Here is a 15,710-nt window from a genome sequence, read left to right as displayed (position 1 = left end):
TCAGAATCACAGAGACGAACCCCGCGACTCGACGGCACTGGATGTGGGGCAAGAGTCGCGACGGACAAATTCTGTCGGGCGGGCGGATGGTCGAACGGCTTTTCTCCCCATTGATTCTATTGGCAGCGATGGATTCGCCGCAACGGCCCGGGACGGGCCTGCGGGTGACGCTCGACATCTGGCACCCCGACTGCTGGACGCTGTCGGTGACCGAAGAGCGTGACGGGGGACTCCTCGGTCATGGCGTCTACACCATCGACGGGGCGGCGACCGGCCGGTTCACCGCCTACGGCGAGACGAGCGCCGCGATCGAGGAGCTGATCGCCGCGATCCGGGCCTCGTCCCTGACCGACTCGGTCTGGGAGACCGACCGTCCGCACGCGACCGACACGACGGTCCCCGGGAGCGCGAGTCGCTCGCTCGTCGTGCGCTACGAGATCGACAACTCGATCAACGACGCGCTCGTCTCGCGCGGGTTCATCCCCGACGAGCCGGTCCGGATGCACGGTGGGAGGGAGTACTGGACGGTCATCGTCGATACGGATCGCGAGACGCTCGGCGAGCGCCTCGACGCCATTCGTGAGACGAAGGACGCCGAGATCCGCGTCGAGGACATCGCGGTCGCGCAGGGCGGTCCCGGCGTCTTGCCGACCGACGACCTCTCCGAGCGCCAGCGCGAGGCCTTCGAGCTCGCCAGGAAACGGGACTACTACGCGTGGCCACGGGAGGTGAACGCCGTCGAACTGGCCGACGAACTCGGCGTCTCGAAGGCGACCCTGCTCGAACATCTCCGGAAGGCCGAGGCGAAACTCCTCGGGAGCGACTGAACCGCCTGCGCCGTGCGAGCCGTTCATGAGAGGGAGGGGTGTTATTCCTCCGCTCTCGTGTGCGGCATCATGGCACGATCGACGTCGAAAGACGATCGGAGTCTCCAACGCGACATCGGTCCGCTCGGGGCGATGAGCACCGTCGTCGCCGGCACGCTCGGGGCTGGCCTGTTCGTCACGCTCGGGACCGCAAGCGCGACGACCGGGCCGAGCGTCATCCTCGTGGTGGCAGTGGCGGGAACGCTCGCGACGGCGATCGCGATCAACTACTCGTGGATGGCGACCGTCTTTCCGGGTGCGGCCGGCTCGTACGCCTACGTCTCGCGCACGTTCAACAGCCGGCTGCCCGGATTCCTCGTCACGTGGTCGAAGTGGCTCGGCTACATGGCCGCCGACGCGGTGCTCGCCATCGGGTTCGGGAGTTATCTGCAGGTGTTCTTTCCCGACCTCATCGCCGGCCAGAGCGAGGTGGCGCTCGTCGGGTTCGGGCTTCTCACCGTGCTTTTCCTCGTCAACCTCGTCGGGTCGCGCGGGTACAGCCTCGTCCAGAACGCCATCTTCGGCCTGCTCGTGCTCTCGATTCTCGTCCTCGTCGTGCCGGGATCGTTCGCCATCGAGACGGCGAACTACCAGCCCTTCTTCACCGGCGGATCGAGCGGGTTCCTCGCCGCCGCCGTTCCGCTCTTTTACGCCTATATCGGCATCGCGGTCGCGGGCCAGATGGGTGCGGAGGTGAAAAACCCCTCCCGAAACCTCCCGCTGTCGATGGTCGGTGGGACGTTGATTCTGACAGTTTTGTACATGTGGACGGCGGCGGTCATCTACGGTGTCGTAGCGGATTACACCGTGCTCGCCGAGTCGGCCCGCCCGCTGTCCGATGCCGCCGAGGCGTTTTTGGGCGCGGACGCCTCGGCCATCGTCGCCATCGGCGGCCTCCTTGCGACCGCCTCCAGCGTGAACGCGGTCATGGCGGCGGGGATCAAGATGCCGTACTCGTGGTCGTGGGACGAGGTGTTCCCGCAGTGGTTCTCGGCGGTCGGCGATCGGTTCGGGTCGCCCCACTGGTCGCTGCTCACGCTCTACGTCGTCTCCTCGGCGCTGACGTTCTACACCACGGGACTCAATCAGGCGATCAAGATCGCCACGTTCAGCTACCTCATCGCGTACTTCGCCGTCTCGGTGACGCTGCTCTACGCCCGCTACGCGAGGCCGGACGTGGTCGACCAAGCCGGGTTCGATCTCGGTGGCGGGCTCCTCGTCTCGGGCGTGGTCGGCACGCTCGGTGCATTCTTGTTGCTCACCCAGGCCTACCAGGGGTCGCTCACGGTGTACGTCCCGTGGATCGTCGTCGGCCTGATCGTGTTCGGCGTCTACTGGTATCGCGGGCAGCAGGCCGGCACCGACGTCGAGGCGATTCTCGACACGCTGCCAGGTGTGCCATCCGACGAGTACGACCCCGACATTCAGGACGTGACTGCGGATGACTGACGCTCCCGCCGACGCGCCCGACACCGCGACGACCGACCCAGATGCGATCGCGGAGCGGATCGACCACGACGAAACCATCGAACTCCTTCAGGAGCTCGTCCGCATCCGGAGCCCGTACTTCGAGGAGGAGGCGATCACCGAGTTCGTCTACGACTGGCTCGACGAACGCGGACTCGATCCCGAGTATCACGCGGTGAGCGAACCCGACATCACGGGCTTCGAGGGCAACAACGTCCTCGCGCGCCTCGAAGGCACGGACCCCGACGCGCCGACGCTGCTGTTGAACGCTCACATGGACACCGTCGAACTCGTCGAGGCGTGGGAGGAGGACCCGCTCTCGGGGCGCATCGAGGACGGCAAGCTCTACGGCCAGGGGGCTTGTGACATGAAAGGCGGGCTCGCGGGCATCATGGTCGCGTTCGAGGCCCTCGCCGCGGCCGGCATCGACCTTGCGGGCGACGTCCTCTTTACCGCCGTCGTCGACGAGGAGGGCCCCTACGGGCTGGGCGCGAACCAGCTCATTCGTGACTCTGTCACCGACGACTGTGACGCCGCCATCGTCACCGAGCCCGGGCCGATTCTCGCCCAGCGGGACATCGAAAACCCCGCACTGCTGCTCGGCGCGCGTGGACGATTTCTCTACGACATCACCGTGACCGGCGAGGCTGCACACGGCTCACAGCCACACAAGGGGACGAACGCGGTGGTCGATGCGGGTCGTTTGGCCGACGCCCTCACCGGCATCGAGGTCGGGTCGCACGAACAGCTCGGCGATGGGTCGGTCTGCCCGCTCAAGATCGAAGGCGGGGGTGAAACGCTCTCGGTCCCCGAAGCCTGTCGTCTGCTGGTCGATCGGCACGTCGTCGTCGGCGAAACCGAGGACGTGGTTCGAGCCGACGCCGAGGCAGTCGTCGCTGACCTCAACCTCGATTCCGGCGTCGAGATCGACTTTCGGGAAGCGCCCGCGCCGGACGTTCGCTACGGGCCGTACGTCACCGACGCCGACGATCCGCTCGTGGGTGCGCTGCGGGCCGGCGTCGAGGCTGTCACCGGCGACGACCCGGCCATCGGGTACTTTTCGAGCGTCGGCGATTTCAACTACTTCGGCCATCGCGCCGGCCTTCCGACCGTGATCGTCGGCCCCGACGGCGCGAACATCCACGGGGCCGGCGAGTTCGTCCACACCGACGAGGTCGTCGGCGTGGCGCGCATCGTCGCCGCCGGCTGTGTCGCGCTGCTCGCCTGACGCTCGCGGCTACTCTGCCGCTCGCGCGCCCGTTCCCGGACGGTCCGTCCCGGCGAGATCGATCTCGCCGCCGGAGATCGGGACGCCGTCGTACGGGTCGTCGGCGAGCAGTAGGGAGCCGTCGAGGTCGGCGTAATCGAGCAGCGGCGCGAGATGACAGCCGGCCGCGATCGCGGCGTTCGACTCGATCATGCAGCCAAGCATGACTTCCAGTCCGTGTGCGCGGGCGGTGTGGATCATCCGTTTCGCCTCGCGGAGCCCACCGCATTTCATGAGTTTGATGTTCGCGATGTCCGCGCGCTCGGCGATCCGGGGAACGTCCGCGAGCGTCACGCACGACTCGTCGGCCGCGATCGGGAGCGTCGAGCGCTCGTGGACGTATTCGAGCCCCTCTGAATTCTCGGCGGGAACGGGCTGTTCGACGAACTCCACATCGAAAGCGGCGAGGGTGTCGATCATGTCGACCGCCTCGTGGGGCGTCCACGCCTCGTTCGCGTCGACCCGGATCCGGGCGTCGGGGGCCGCCGTTCGTACCGTGTCGACGATCTCGCGGTCACGCTCGGTGCCGAGTTTGACCTTCAGAACCGAGTGGCCGGCGTCGACTGCCGTAGCCGTCTTCTCGCGCATCCGTTCGATACTGTCGAGCCCGATGGTGTAGGAGGTCGATACCGTCTCGTCGGCATCGAGCCCCCAGTAGCGATAGAGCGGGAGATCGAGGCGCTTGCCCACGAGGTCGTGGAGCGCGATCGATATCGCACACCGCGCGGCGGGGTTCGCTCGAACCGTCTCCCGCAACCGGCGCTCGATCCGATCCAGACTGTGGGGATCGTCGACATCCTCGACGACCGCGAGGAGATCCGGGAGCACCGCTTCGACGGTGTCCGCAGTCTCGCCGTAATGTGAGGAGGGGGCGGCGGCCCCGATCCCGGTCGTTCCGTCGGCGTCGGTGATGCGCACCACGACGTTCTCGGCGACCGTCTGCGTCTCACGTGAGATGGTGAACGGGTCGTCGAGATCGAGCGTCACCCGCTCGAACTCGGTGTCGAGCGTCACAGGATCGCCTCCAGGACGTCGTCGATATCGAACCGGACCGGGTCGGTCGCTGGCACGTCGATCACGTCGGCGTAGTCGGCGACTGCAGTACGGGCCGCGTCGTCGGTCTCGACGTTGCGGGTGTTGAGCGCGCCCGCGACCACGTTCGTTTCGTGGACCGGCTCCGCGAGATCCTCGTAGAGGTCGACGTACGTCGGGAGCGAAGGGAGCGAAACGTCCTCGTAGCCGTGGATCGCCTCGCGACCGGCCTCGTGGCAGAGGACTAGCTTATCAGCCATCGCGCCGTGGAGAATCGAACAGGTGACGCCCGAATAGGCAGGATGGATGATCGAGCCCTGGCCCTCGACAAAGAGGTAATCGTGATCGTCACCTCGTTCACGGATCATCTTCTCGACCGCGCCGGCGGCGAAGTCGCTTATCACGCGGTCGATCGGCAGTCCCCACCGTTCGATCATGATCCCGGTCTGGCCGGTGGGGATGAACCCGCAGTCCACGCCGCGGTCGCGTGCGGCCTCGTAGAGTTCGCGCGTCGCGGTCATCTTGCCCACCGAGCAATCGGTGCCCACAGTCAGCACGATCTCGGCGTCGACGTCGGCGGCGACTCCATCGCTCACCGTGAGGTCGGCGGGCGGTTTGCGGACGTCCCAGAGCTCAGAGTCGTGTTCGTCGGCGAGGCGGCGGAACTCCTCGTCGTCTTCGAGGAAGTAGTGAAGGCCGGCAGTGACGTCACAGCCGCGTTCGAGGGCTTGCCGGACGTCGGGCCGCCACGAGTCCTCGAACCCGCCGCCGATGGGTGCGATGCCGACGATCAGTTCGTCACACGCCGGGACGTCGTCCATCCCGGCGACGATCGGTGCGTCCTGCACGTCGGGAAGGAAGTCGCCGACGCGCTTGCCGGCGTTGTCGCGGTCGAGAACGGCGGTGATCTCGGTGTCGCCGTACCGGAGAATGCTTACCGCGGTCTTCGCTCGATCGGGGAACTGCTCGTGGGCGAGCAAAACGACGCTCATGGTACGGCGACGCGAACTGACGGCTTAAAATCCTCGTTCGGTGCCAGCAGGCGATCCGACCGATCCACGATTCGGGTCGTCGAGACCGAACGACTAACATCGCGGTTCCCGTTCGTGTGCTCATGCCATCGGCAGACGACGTCCGCGTGTGGCTCGTCGAGCGCGGCTACAACAACCGCGATCTCATCGTCCTCAAGTACGCGACGACCGAGGGCGATCAGATTTTCCGGCGGGAGCTCGCGGCCCAGGCGATCGATATGGACGGAGTGACTGCCGCCAAGGACGTCTCGCCGGACAACCTCGAAGCCGTAACGGAGACCGACGTTCAGGAACGGTATGCGGACGAAGTACGCCGGATGGCCGACGAGCACGATCCCGACGACACGATCTGATCGCCGGAGATTCGGGCGGGTGATCCGAGCGCTTTAGTGTGAATCTTGCCTCGTCCACGTCGTGTACGCACTCACCAATGCAATCGTTCACACGGCGACCGATCGCGGGACAGTCGAGGGCGGCGTGCTCGTCGAGGGCAGCGAGATCAGCGCAGTGGGCGATATCGACGTTCCCGACGGGGCGAACGTCCTCGACTGCGATGGGAACCACGTCACACCGGGCCTGATCGACGCTCACAGCCACGCCGGGATGGCCGAGTGGGGCGAGCCCGAGGACGGCGACATCAACGAGTTGACCGATCCAGTGACGCCGCACGTCTCGGCGCTCGACGGGTTTCATCCCCACGACGAGGAGCTCGATCACGCCGTCCGGAGTGGCGTGACGACCGTGAGCGCCCGGATGGGGAGTGCGAACGTGATCGGCGGCGTGATCTGCTCGATGAAGACCCACGGGAACCTCGCCGACGAGATGTTCCTCCGTGAGGACGGGATGAAGGCCGCGATGGGCGAGAATCCCAAGCGCGTCCACGGCGAGGAGTACGACCGCGAGCCCGCGACCCGCTCGGGTGTCGCGGCTACACTCCGAGAGGCACTGATGAGCGCCGAGGATTACCAGAACCGGCGTGATCACGCCGCCGAGGAGGGCGACCCGTTCGAGCGCGATCTCGGAATGGAACATCTCGTGCGAGTCTTGGAGGGCGATCTCCCGTTCAGAGTCCACGCCCACCGGGCCGACGACATCATGACGGTGTTCCGAATAACCGAAGAGTTCGGGATCGAGAACCTCTCGATCGAGCACGCGACCGAGGGCCACCTGATCGCCGAGGAGTTCGCCGAACGCGACGTTCCTGCCGTGGTGGGGCCGAGCGCGTCGAGCGCAACCAAGTACGAGCTGTCGAACATCACCTTCGAGACGCCAGGCCTGCTCCACGAGGCGGGCGTGACCGTCGCGATCCAGACCGACGCGCCCGTCCTGCCCCAGCAACATCTCGATGTCTGTGTGGGTCTCGCGGTTCGGGAGGGACTCCCCGCCGACGCCGCGCTCGACACCGTGACCAAGAATCCGGCCGCAATTCTCGGGATCGGGGATCGCGTCGGGACGCTCGAAGAAGGCACTGACGCCGACCTCGCGGTGTGGGACGACGAGTTCTACGCGTTCGACTCGACCGCCCAACACGTGTTCGTCGACGGTGAGCACGTCTTCGATCACGAGCGCGACGCCACGGATCTCCGCGAGGAGTGGGAGCGGTAGGTCGCCGAACCAGCTCCACACCGACGTTCGCCGGCCCGATCGTCCGTTCTATCCGTTGTGTCGACAGTTCCTGGGACGACCCCGGCCATAAAACATTTACAATAGCTCCGGGAAGAACGCGTTACCGAGGAACAAACCAGCTCATGACGGACAAACAGACGACATACGACGTGACCAGACGCCGCCTCCTACAGGGGACCGGCGCGATCGGCATCGCCGGTTTGGCCGGTTGTCAGAGCGCCACCGCCCCTGACGAAGGGAACGGTAGCGGAAACGGCAGTGGCGGGGGCGGTGGAAACGGTAGCGGTGGCGGAAACGGTAGCGCCAACGAAAGCGGCGGTGGTGGTGGCGGTAGCGGCGGACAGCTCACGTTCGCCCAGGTCAAGAGTCCGATCGAGTTCGATCCGATCGTCCTGAACGACGTTCCCTCGGATCAGGTCGCCTCACTGGTGTTCGATCCGTTGTACGAGTGGAACGAGGCGGGCAAGAAGATCGTTCCGCAGATCGCAGCGAAGCAGCCCGAAGTCGAGAACGGGGGCCAACGCTACGTCGTCCCGCTCAACGAGGACGCGACGTTCCACAACGGTGACCCGGTGACCGCGGAGGACGTGGCGTACACCTTCACCGCCCCGGTGAAGGAGGAGACCGAGAACGCCGCCAACTTCAACATGATCGACACTGCCGAGGCCGTCGACGAGAAGACGGTCCAGTTCGATCTGAAGTATCCCTTCGGGGCGTTCAACAGCTATCTCGCGGCCAACGTCGTGCCGAAGTCGGTCCGCGAGCAGAACAAGCAGGCGTTCAACACCAAAAACCCGGTCGGGGCCGGGCCGTTCACCTTCGAGGGGTGGCAGGAAGGCGACTTCGCACGCGTGAAGCGGTGGGACGACTACTGGGGCGATCCCACGCCGAACCTCTCGGGGATCGAGTTCGTGCCGGTCGAGGAGGGGACCACCCGGGTCACCACCCTCAAGTCGGGCGAGAACGACGTCATCGAGGAGATCCCGCCGAAGTCGTGGAACACCGTGAAGAACATGGGCAACGCGTCGATCGACGCCGTCCCGGGCGTCGGCTACTTCTATCTCGCGTTCAACTGCAAGAAGGGGCCGACCGCGGATCCGAAGGTCCGCGAGGCGATCGATTACGCGGTCTCGATGGATCAGGCCGTCTCGAACTTCGTCGAACCGACCGGGCTCCGCCAGTACAGCCCGCTGCCGAAGGTCCTCGTCGACGACTGGGACATGCCGATCGAGGAGTGGAAGAAGATCCCCCACGACAAGGACGTCGACAAGGCGAAGTCGATGCTCGACGACAACGACAACGTCCCGGACAACTGGAACGCGAAGATCATCGTCCCGCCGGACGACAAGCGCGAACAGATCGGCACCAGCGTCGCCAACGGGCTGAAGGAGGCGGGCTACGGCGCGACCGTCCAGCGACTCGACTGGGGGACGTTCCTCGACAGGTACGTCACGGGCGACCCCAACGACTACAACATGTACACGCTCGGGTGGTCGGGCACGCCCGATCCCGACTCGTTCATGTACTTCCTGTTCGCCCAATCCCAGGCGGGTGTCGGCCAGGGCGTGTTCTACCAGAACGACGAGGTCAACTCCGCGATCGTGAACGCCCGGAAGTCGACCGACAGAGGAGAGCGAAAAAAACTGTACCAGCAGGCCATCACGACCCTCCTCGAAGACCGGGTGAACCTGCCGGCGTACAACCTCAAGAACAGTTTCGGCGTGAAAAACTACGTCAAGGATTTCACGTCACACCCGGTCGGCAGCTTCAGCATCGCCACCGGCTACAACAACGTCTCGGTCGAGAAGTAGTTCCGGCCGAAGCGTTTCGATTTCGTTCATATCCCATCATGACTGACACGACAACCACACGAACGGTACCCACGTACCGCCGCTACGGGGGTGAGCCGTGGGGCTAGCTCGCTACACCGCCCGACGGCTACTCCAGGCGATACCGGTGTTGATCGGTATCGTGACGATCACGTTCCTCCTCTCGAACGCCATCCCCGGCAATCCGGCACGCATCATGCTCGGTCCGTCGCCGACACCGGGACAAGTCGCGGCGATCCAGGCGAAATACGGCCTCGATCAGCCGCTGTACGTCCGGTACTTCAACTACCTCGCGGGCGTCGTCCAGGGAGACCTCGGCCAGAGCCTCTACTATGGGGTGCCCGTCACCCAGAAGATCATGGAGCGGCTGCCGGTGACGCTGCTGTTGTTGCTGTCGAGTTTCACGTTCGCTATCGTGGCGTCGATCCCGCTCGGCGTCCTCTCGGCGCAGCGACGGAACAAGCCGACCGACCACATCTCGCGGGTCGTCGCGCTGATCGGCGTGAGCACGCCCTCCTTCTGGATCGGGCTGATGCTCATCATCGTCTTCGCGTTCAAGCTCGGGTGGCTCCCCGCGACGAACCTGATACTGCCGTGGGCGCATCCGCTCCGGGTCGAGGGGGCGTCGACGCGTCTCGACGTGGTGGTCACGTCGGCGAGACACCTCATCCTGCCGACGCTCTCGCTCGGGACGCTCCAGATGGCGGCGATCACGCGGATCGAGCGCTCCTCGATGCTCGAAACCCTCTCGGAGGAGTACGTCAGACTCGCGCGGGCCTACGGCGTCTCCGAGACCACGATCCTCAGGAAACACGCGTTCCGCAACGCACAGCTGCCGGTGTTGACGGTGCTCGGATTGAATCTCTCGACCGCGCTCGGCGGTGCGGTGCTGACCGAGACGGTGTTCAGCATCAACGGGATGGGGACGCTCATCCTGACCGGCGTCTACAACCAGGACTACCAACTGATAATGGGAACGACGATCGTCTTCGGGCTGGCGTTCGTGATCGGAGTGATCATCACCGATCTCTCCTACGCGTACGTCGACCCGCGCGTCTCCTACGGTGAACGGGACTGACATGGCAACGAGTGATACCCAATCCGACGAGATGCTTTCCTCGGATCAGACCGAGGAGAGTGGAGCCGACGAGAGCGAACGCGCGGTCGAATCTCGGGTGGGGTGGCGCTACACCCTCACTCAAGTCCGAAGCGACCCGACCGCGCTCGCAGGGTTGTTCATCATCGGCTTCATGACCGCGGTCGCGGTGTTCGCGTACGTCGACGCGAAGCTGCTCGACTACTGGTTCGCGAGCACGTTCTGGGTCAACCCCGCGACCGACCCAGTGACCGTCGAGGCGCTGTTGCCCCCTGTCGGGGTCGAGAACGGACTCGGTACCGGGACGTGGGAACACCCACTCGGCACCGACAACCGTGGCCGCGACATCCTCGCCCGACTGTTTTACGGGACACGGATCGCGATCCAGGTCGGGTTCATCGCGACCGCGTTCGGGCTGTTCGGCGGCGTGATCGTGGGCGCGGTGGCAGGCTACTACGGCGGGTGGGTCGACGACGTGTTGATGCGCGGCGTCGAGACGCTGTACGCCATCCCCTTCCTGATCCTCGTGATCACGTTCATGTCGGTGTTCGGGCGTGATCTCCTCTTCGCGATGATCGGGGTCGGCATCGGTTCGATACCGGTGTTCGCGCGGCTGATACGCTCGCGCGTACTCAGCGTGCGCGAGGAGGATTACGTCGAAGCCGCCCGCGCGGCGGGAGTCAGGGATCGCAACATCATCTTCCGGCACGTCGTGCCGAACAGCTTCGCCCCCGTGCTGGTGCAGGCCACCCTCCAGGTCGGCGTGAGCATCATCATCGTGGCCGGACTCTCCTTCCTGGGGTTCGGTGTCCAGCCACCGACACCCTCGTGGGGACAGATGCTCGCCCAGTCGCGCAACTACATGCTCCAGAGCATCTGGTTCAGCCTCTGGCCCGGGCTCGCCATTCTGATCACCGTCGTGGGGTTCAACCTCTTCGGCGACGGGCTCCGGGACGCGCTCGATCCGCGGCTCAACAACTGAGATGCATCGGACAGCAACCACTGGAGACCGGTCGCAACACCGGCAGCGATCGACCGTCGAAGAGACAGTCGCGATCACGAGACGAAACAGGACGACATCATGAGTCAGGAACCACTACTACGCGTCGAAGAGTTGACGACCCACTTCTTCACCGAGGAAGGCGTCGTTCGTGCCGTCGACGGTATCTCCTTTACGGTGAACGAGGGCGAGATCGTGGGGCTGGTCGGCGAGAGCGGGGCGGGCAAGAGCGTCGCCGCGTCGAGCCTGCTCCGGCTGGTCGAGAGTCCCGGCGAGATCGTCGGCGGCGAAGTCACGTTTCGCGGCGAGACGCTGTTCGGCGTCGAGGAGCGATCGGATGGCGAACTCGTCCAGCGCGACGAGATGCTCTCGAACAGCACAATGCGCGAACGCATCCGGGGCCGGGAGATCGCGATCATCTTCCAGGATCCGATGGAGAGTTTGAACCCCGTGTTCACCGTCGGCGGCCAGCTCCGGGAGTTCATCGAGATCAACCGCGATCTCGGGGCGGACGCCGCGAAACGAGAGGCGATCGACATGCTCCGGGAGGTCGGCATCCCCGAACCCGAGAACCGCTACGACGACTACCCACACCAGTTCTCCGGCGGGATGCGCCAGCGGGTGCTGATCGCAATGGCACTGTCGTGTGAGCCGAGCCTCATCATCGCCGACGAGCCAACCACCGCGCTGGACGTCACGGTCGAGGGCCAGATCCTCGATCTCGTCGACGATCTCCAGGACAAGTACGACACCAGTTTCGTCTGGGTCACCCACGACATGGGCGTGATCGCGGAGATCTGCGACCGCGTGAACGTGATGTATCTCGGCGAGATCGTCGAACAGGCCGATGTCGAGCAGCTGTTCTACGACACCAAACACCCCTACACGCAGGCGCTGCTCGAATCCATCCCTCGCCCCGACGAAACGGTCGGTGAGCTCTCGCCCATCGAGGGCGTCATGCCCGAGGCGATCAATCCGCCCTCCGGCTGTCGGTTCCACACTCGGTGTCCGGACGCGCGCGAGGTGTGCGTTCGAGCACATCCGGACGCGCGCGACGTCACCGAGCCGGGTGATCCGCCCCACCGCGCCGCATGTCTGATGCACGATGGGTTCGACGTCGGTTACTGGGACAGCGACCCGATCGCCAGCGACGCCAAGGCCGGGTTCGGTGCGGACCTCACTGCCGACGGTGGGCGTCGCAGGGGTGAGACCGATGAGTGACGCCCGATCACCGGCCGAAACCGACGACGGGACCGAGGTCGGCGGCGCGACCGACCGGACGTCCGGCACCGACGCGCTGCTCGAAGTCGACGGACTGACCAAGCACTTCGACCAGGGGAGCGGGTTCCTCTCCGGGTTTTTCGACTCGGAGGAGGTGCGCGCGGTCGAAGACGTCTCCTTCGAAATCAGGGAGGGCGAAACCCTCGGACTCGTCGGCGAATCCGGCTGTGGCAAGAGCACGCTCGCACGAACCATCCTTCGACTGCTCAACCCGACCGATGGTGACGTCTACTTCAAGGGATCGAACCTCGCCGAGATGAGTGGCGAGGAGCTGCGCGCGCAGCGCCAGGACATGCAGATGATCTTTCAGGATCCCCAGTCGAGCCTCGATCCCCGGATGAAGGTCGGCTCCATCGTCGAGGAGCCGATGAAAGCCCACGGGATGCTCGACGCCGAAGGCCGGGAGGACCGTGCGCACGAACTGCTCGAAAAGGTCGGACTCGATCCCCAGCACTACAATCGCCACCCGCACGCCTTCTCGGGCGGACAGCGCCAGCGGATCAACCTCGCGCGGGCGCTGTCGGTCAACCCCGACTTCATCGTCTGCGACGAGCCCGTGAGCGCGCTCGACGTCTCGATCCAGGCCCAGGTGCTCAACACGATGAACGCCCTTCAAGAGGAGTTCGGACTCACGTACCTGTTCATCGCCCACGATCTCTCCGTGATCCGGTACATCTCGGATCGGGTCGCGGTGATGTATCTGGGTCAGCTCGTCGAGCTCGCCGAAAAAAAGGAGCTGTTCGAGAACCCACAACACCCCTACACGCGGGCGCTGCTGTCGTCGATCCCGGTCCCCGATCCGCGTGCAGAGGGGACCCGCGGCGTGCTCGAAGGCGACGTTCCGAGCCCGATCAACCCACCCTCCGGGTGTCGATTCCGGACGCGCTGTCCCGAGCTCATCCGCCCGCCTGAGTACGATCTCACCGATCCCCAGTGGGAGGCCGTGCGGGCGTTCATGCGTGCGGTCGACCGTCGAACGTTCGAACCGGAAGGCGAACGGTCGCTTCGCCACCGCTTCTTCGAGGACGTGTCGCTTGCGGGCGAGGCGGCCACGATCGTCGACCGGGCGGTCGAAAACGTGCTCTCGGACGACTGGGCGGAAGCCGACCGCTTGCTCGACGAGAACTTCGCCCAGCAGAGCATCTGCGCGCAGGAGGAACCGACCTACGAGATCGAGCCCGAGCACGGCTCCGGGGCTCACTTCGCAGCCTGTCATCTCCATCGCGAGTAGCTCGCGAGTTCGCTTCCGTCACTCGATCCGCACAGTCGTCGTCGCCGACGGCCGCGTGTCGCCGTCGAGCGCGACGAACGCGGAAATCTCGTACTCGCGGGGCTCGGCCGTCACCCACTGACGTTCGGTGGTTCGTTCGAACCGGCCGTTCCACTCCCACTCGAAACGCTTTCGCTCGCGGGGGCGAAACCCGAAGCTGCTCGGTTTCGAACGGGTGTAGCGGGCTTCGTCGCTCGCTTCGAGCTCGCCGTCGACGCTCCATCCCCAGCGCCGCTGGCGCGGCGTTCGGACCGTGATCGGGACGGGGAGCCGGTTGGTGAACGTGGCGGTGATCGCGATCGGCTCCCCCCGAGCGTAGCGCTCTCGGCCGGTCTCGATCGAGACGTGTAACGCCGCGCGCGCAAGGCGCTGCGGGACGAACCGTCCGAGCGCCGCAGCGAGGTAGTTGCGCGTCTCGTCGAGTCCGTGGCGGTCCTCGCGATCACTAACGGGCACGATCAGTGGACGCCCGTTCCGGGCAAGCATGATTCGGCGTTCGTTCGTCGTCGACCCGTCATCGCTTCCCCGTCTTCCACGCACGAACTTCGCTCTGCTGGTCGACAGCGCTCGGATCGTCGTCGTGGAGCGAAACGGGAGAACACTCATGGTGTCGCCGTCGGTCCAGAGTGTATGGCACCGACGACAGTCCCACCCGCCGAGTTCGAGCGCCGGATCGAGCGCGTGCGGGCGGAGCTCGAATCGTCCGACCGCGACACGCTCTGTCTGTTCTCGGCGACCGCCATCGAATGGGTGTCGGGGTTTCACCACCTCCAGACCGAGCGTCCGGTGTGTCTCGCCGTCACCGACGAGACAGTCGCAATCACCGTGCCGCGGCTCGAACGCGACCGCGCCGAGAGCGACGACTTCCCGCTGATCGAGCGCGTTCATGGGTACTACGACTACCCCGGAGTCGGTGACGCAGACGACGCGGAGAACGCCACTCCCCACGAGACGTACCACGAACACCGATCACGGACCCCCGAAGCGACGATCCGAACGATGCTCGACGACCTCGGTGCGGAGCGCATCGCGGCCGATTCGGACGGTGCGCCAGGCCACTGGGGGTACAGCGGGCCGTCACTCGGTGAGCTCGCGGGCGTCGACGTCGAAACCGTCGAGTGGGTCACCGACTGGCGGAAGACGAAATCGGCTGGAGAGATCGACCTTCTGCGGCGATCGGCGAAGTGGGGGAATCTCGCACACCGGAAACTCGCGAAATACGCTGAGCCGGGAAAACACGAGCTCTGGGTGGCCAAGCGCGCCAGCCTCGACGCCTCGATGGCGATGCTCGACACGCTCGGCGAGCGCTACGACTCGCGCCTCCGCGGGGGGTTCCCCGCCTCGTGTGGCTTCCTCTCGGGGCCGAACACCGCGCTCCCACACGGCCTCACCGAGAATCGCCGACTGGAGGAAGGCGACGTCCTCGTCACGGGCGCGACCGCGAACGTCGGCGGCTACGTGAGCGAGCTCGAACGCACGATGTTCCTCGGTGAACCTAGTCCCGAAGATCGGGAGCGCTTCGAGGCCATGCTCGCGGCCCAGACCACCGCGATCGAGGAGTCGGGACCGGGCGTCGCCTGTGCGCACGTCGACGGTGCGGTTCACGACGTGCTCGCCGATCGCGGCTTCGCGGAGCACGCCCAGCACCACACCGGCCACAATATCGGTCTCGAAGGTCACGAGCGCGGATTCATCGATCGCGGCAGCGACGAGGTGATGCAGCCCGGTCACGTCTACACGATCGAACCGGGCATCTACATCCCGGGCGAGGCGGGCTATCGCCACTCGGATACGATCGTCGTCACCGAGGAAGGCACCGAACAGCTGACCTATTTCCCACGCTCGCTCGACGAGAACGTGATCCCCGTTCGGTGAGATCTTCCGTCCCCCAACGTTTGCCGGCGTCTCAGCTTTGGCCGCGCCGGCTTCGAAGCGGGTAAACCCC

14 protein-coding genes are annotated in these 15,710 nt (G+C 65.5%); 11 read left to right on the top strand and 3 right to left on the bottom strand.

Features of this window, described 5'->3' with window-relative positions; translation table 11 throughout:
* Nucleotides 1-128 precede the first annotated feature (128 nt).
* From PHA81_RS08270 to PHA81_RS08260, 3 genes are all read left to right on the top strand, one after another.
* On the top strand, nucleotides 129-827 hold the full coding sequence (locus PHA81_RS08270; RefSeq protein WP_273836372.1) for a helix-turn-helix domain-containing protein: 699 nt from the start codon (nucleotides 129-131) through the stop codon (nucleotides 825-827).
* A gap of 69 nt (nucleotides 828-896) precedes the next feature.
* Nucleotides 897-2,315 (top strand): APC family permease, encoded by a 1,419-nt coding sequence (locus PHA81_RS08265; RefSeq protein ID WP_005041939.1) that lies wholly within the window; start codon nucleotides 897-899, stop codon nucleotides 2,313-2,315.
* On the top strand, nucleotides 2,308-3,561 hold the full coding sequence (locus PHA81_RS08260) for a M20/M25/M40 family metallo-hydrolase (RefSeq protein ID WP_273836370.1): 1,254 nt from the start codon (nucleotides 2,308-2,310) through the stop codon (nucleotides 3,559-3,561). Before PHA81_RS08265 ends, PHA81_RS08260 begins: the two co-directional genes overlap by 8 nt.
* 9 nt (nucleotides 3,562-3,570) lie before the next feature.
* Here the strand turns inward: PHA81_RS08260 and PHA81_RS08255 are convergent, their stop codons facing one another.
* Together PHA81_RS08255 and PHA81_RS08250 are read right to left on the bottom strand one after the other, a co-directional pair.
* On the bottom strand, nucleotides 3,571-4,614 hold the full coding sequence (locus tag PHA81_RS08255) for a dipeptide epimerase (RefSeq protein WP_005041935.1): 1,044 nt from the start codon (nucleotides 4,612-4,614) through the stop codon (nucleotides 3,571-3,573).
* Nucleotides 4,611-5,624: a DUF1611 domain-containing protein gene (locus PHA81_RS08250; protein WP_005041934.1), complete on the bottom strand. Its 1,014-nt coding sequence runs from the start codon at nucleotides 5,622-5,624 to the stop codon at nucleotides 4,611-4,613. The genes PHA81_RS08255 and PHA81_RS08250 overlap by 4 nt, the downstream gene beginning before the upstream one ends.
* Nucleotides 5,625-5,746: 122 nt before the next feature.
* On the opposite strand from PHA81_RS08250, the gene PHA81_RS08245 reads away from it, so the two are divergent.
* The 7 genes from PHA81_RS08245 to PHA81_RS08215 all read left to right on the top strand — a co-directional run bounded on the left by PHA81_RS08245 (nucleotide 5,747) and on the right by PHA81_RS08215 (nucleotide 13,726).
* Nucleotides 5,747-6,016: a hypothetical protein gene (locus PHA81_RS08245; RefSeq protein ID WP_005041932.1), complete on the top strand. Its 270-nt coding sequence runs from the start codon at nucleotides 5,747-5,749 to the stop codon at nucleotides 6,014-6,016.
* A 61-nt stretch (nucleotides 6,017-6,077) separates the two neighbouring features.
* Nucleotides 6,078-7,268, top strand: a complete 1,191-nt coding sequence (locus PHA81_RS08240; RefSeq protein ID WP_005041931.1) for an amidohydrolase — start codon at nucleotides 6,078-6,080, stop codon at nucleotides 7,266-7,268.
* Nucleotides 7,269-7,411: 143 nt separating this feature from the next.
* Nucleotides 7,412-9,100 carry an ABC transporter substrate-binding protein gene (locus tag PHA81_RS08235; RefSeq protein ID WP_005041929.1) on the top strand — a complete coding sequence of 563 codons (1,689 nt, stop codon included), beginning with the start codon at nucleotides 7,412-7,414 and terminating at the stop codon, nucleotides 9,098-9,100.
* A 97-nt stretch (nucleotides 9,101-9,197) separates the two neighbouring features.
* Nucleotides 9,198-10,196, top strand: a complete 999-nt coding sequence (locus tag PHA81_RS08230) for an ABC transporter permease (RefSeq protein WP_193790506.1) — start codon at nucleotides 9,198-9,200, stop codon at nucleotides 10,194-10,196.
* A gap of 1 nt (nucleotide 10,197) precedes the next feature.
* Nucleotides 10,198-11,196: an ABC transporter permease gene (locus PHA81_RS08225; RefSeq protein ID WP_273836362.1), complete on the top strand. Its 999-nt coding sequence runs from the start codon at nucleotides 10,198-10,200 to the stop codon at nucleotides 11,194-11,196.
* 99 nt (nucleotides 11,197-11,295) lie between these two features.
* Nucleotides 11,296-12,435 carry an ABC transporter ATP-binding protein gene (locus tag PHA81_RS08220; RefSeq protein ID WP_273836360.1) on the top strand — a complete coding sequence of 380 codons (1,140 nt, stop codon included), beginning with the start codon at nucleotides 11,296-11,298 and terminating at the stop codon, nucleotides 12,433-12,435.
* Complete coding sequence (locus PHA81_RS08215; RefSeq protein WP_273836358.1) at nucleotides 12,428-13,726, top strand: oligopeptide/dipeptide ABC transporter ATP-binding protein; 1,299 nt, start codon at nucleotides 12,428-12,430, stop codon at nucleotides 13,724-13,726. The genes PHA81_RS08220 and PHA81_RS08215 overlap by 8 nt, the downstream gene beginning before the upstream one ends.
* An 18-nt stretch (nucleotides 13,727-13,744) precedes the next feature.
* Here PHA81_RS08215 and PHA81_RS08210 read toward each other — a convergent pair whose 3' ends face one another.
* Nucleotides 13,745-14,371, bottom strand: coding sequence for a hypothetical protein (locus PHA81_RS08210; protein ID WP_005041918.1), 627 nt, complete (start codon nucleotides 14,369-14,371; stop codon nucleotides 13,745-13,747).
* A 24-nt stretch (nucleotides 14,372-14,395) separates the two neighbouring features.
* On the opposite strand from PHA81_RS08210, the gene PHA81_RS08205 reads away from it, so the two are divergent.
* Nucleotides 14,396-15,640, top strand: coding sequence for a Xaa-Pro peptidase family protein (locus PHA81_RS08205; protein WP_273836355.1), 1,245 nt, complete (start codon nucleotides 14,396-14,398; stop codon nucleotides 15,638-15,640).
* Nucleotides 15,641-15,710: the final 70 nt, after the last annotated feature.

Source organism: Halococcus sp. PRR34, from assembly GCF_028617175.1.
GTDB lineage: Archaea > Halobacteriota > Halobacteria > Halobacteriales > Halococcaceae > Halococcus > Halococcus salifodinae.
The sequence above is the reverse complement of the archived record's forward strand: the minus strand, read 5'-3'. Positions and strand labels throughout refer to the sequence as shown.

Coding starts and splice junctions, on each gene's coding strand:
- PHA81_RS08270 (WP_273836372.1), top strand. CDS start 129: ATGGATTCGCCGCAACGGCCCGGGACGGGCCTGCGGGTGACGCTCGAC.
- PHA81_RS08265 (WP_005041939.1), top strand. CDS start 897: ATGGCACGATCGACGTCGAAAGACGATCGGAGTCTCCAACGCGACATC.
- PHA81_RS08260 (WP_273836370.1), top strand. CDS start 2,308: ATGACTGACGCTCCCGCCGACGCGCCCGACACCGCGACGACCGACCCA.
- PHA81_RS08250 (WP_005041934.1), bottom strand. CDS start 5,624: ATGAGCGTCGTTTTGCTCGCCCACGAGCAGTTCCCCGATCGAGCGAAG.
- PHA81_RS08245 (WP_005041932.1), top strand. CDS start 5,747: ATGCCATCGGCAGACGACGTCCGCGTGTGGCTCGTCGAGCGCGGCTAC.
- PHA81_RS08235 (WP_005041929.1), top strand. CDS start 7,412: ATGACGGACAAACAGACGACATACGACGTGACCAGACGCCGCCTCCTA.
- PHA81_RS08225 (WP_273836362.1), top strand. CDS start 10,198: ATGGCAACGAGTGATACCCAATCCGACGAGATGCTTTCCTCGGATCAG.
- PHA81_RS08220 (WP_273836360.1), top strand. CDS start 11,296: ATGAGTCAGGAACCACTACTACGCGTCGAAGAGTTGACGACCCACTTC.
- PHA81_RS08215 (WP_273836358.1), top strand. CDS start 12,428: ATGAGTGACGCCCGATCACCGGCCGAAACCGACGACGGGACCGAGGTC.
- PHA81_RS08210 (WP_005041918.1), bottom strand. CDS start 14,371: ATGAGTGTTCTCCCGTTTCGCTCCACGACGACGATCCGAGCGCTGTCG.
- PHA81_RS08205 (WP_273836355.1), top strand. CDS start 14,396: ATGGCACCGACGACAGTCCCACCCGCCGAGTTCGAGCGCCGGATCGAG.